Below are 456 nucleotides of genomic sequence, written 5' to 3'. Positions count from 1 at the left end.
GCCACTCATCCCGAACGACGACACACCCGCCCGACGCGCACGACCCGTCTCCGGCCACGCCCGCGCCTCAACCGCCAGCATGACCGCGCCGGTTGACCAGTCCACATGCGGGGTCGGCTCGTCCACGTTCAGCGTCGCCGGCACCACCCCGGACCGCAACGCCTGCACCATCTTGATCACACCCGCCACACCGGCGGCGGCCTGGGTGTGACCGATGTTCGACTTGATCGAGCCCAGCCAGAGTGGCTGTTCCTCGTCCCGTCCCTGGCCGTAGGTCGCCAGCAGCGCCTGTGCCTCGATCGGGTCGCCCAGCCTGGTCCCCGTACCGTGCGCCTCCACCACATCCACATCCGACGCCCCAAGACGCGCGTTGGCCAGCGCCTGCCGGATCACCCGCTCCTGCGACGGACCGTTCGGCGCCGTCAGACCGTTCGACGCACCGTCCTGGTTGACAGC

At 70.2% G+C, this 456-nt stretch carries 1 pseudogene; it reads right to left on the bottom strand.

The annotated features are described in order from the left end of the window. Nucleotides 1-456: pseudogene (locus tag E0D90_RS26065) on the bottom strand (polyketide synthase); the annotation flags it as partial.

The sequence above is a fragment of the Streptomyces otsuchiensis genome (assembly GCF_004305975.1).
GTDB classification, from domain to species: Bacteria; Actinomycetota; Actinomycetes; order Streptomycetales; family Streptomycetaceae; genus Streptomyces; species Streptomyces otsuchiensis.
This window is presented reverse-complemented; position numbering and strand designations above follow the sequence as displayed.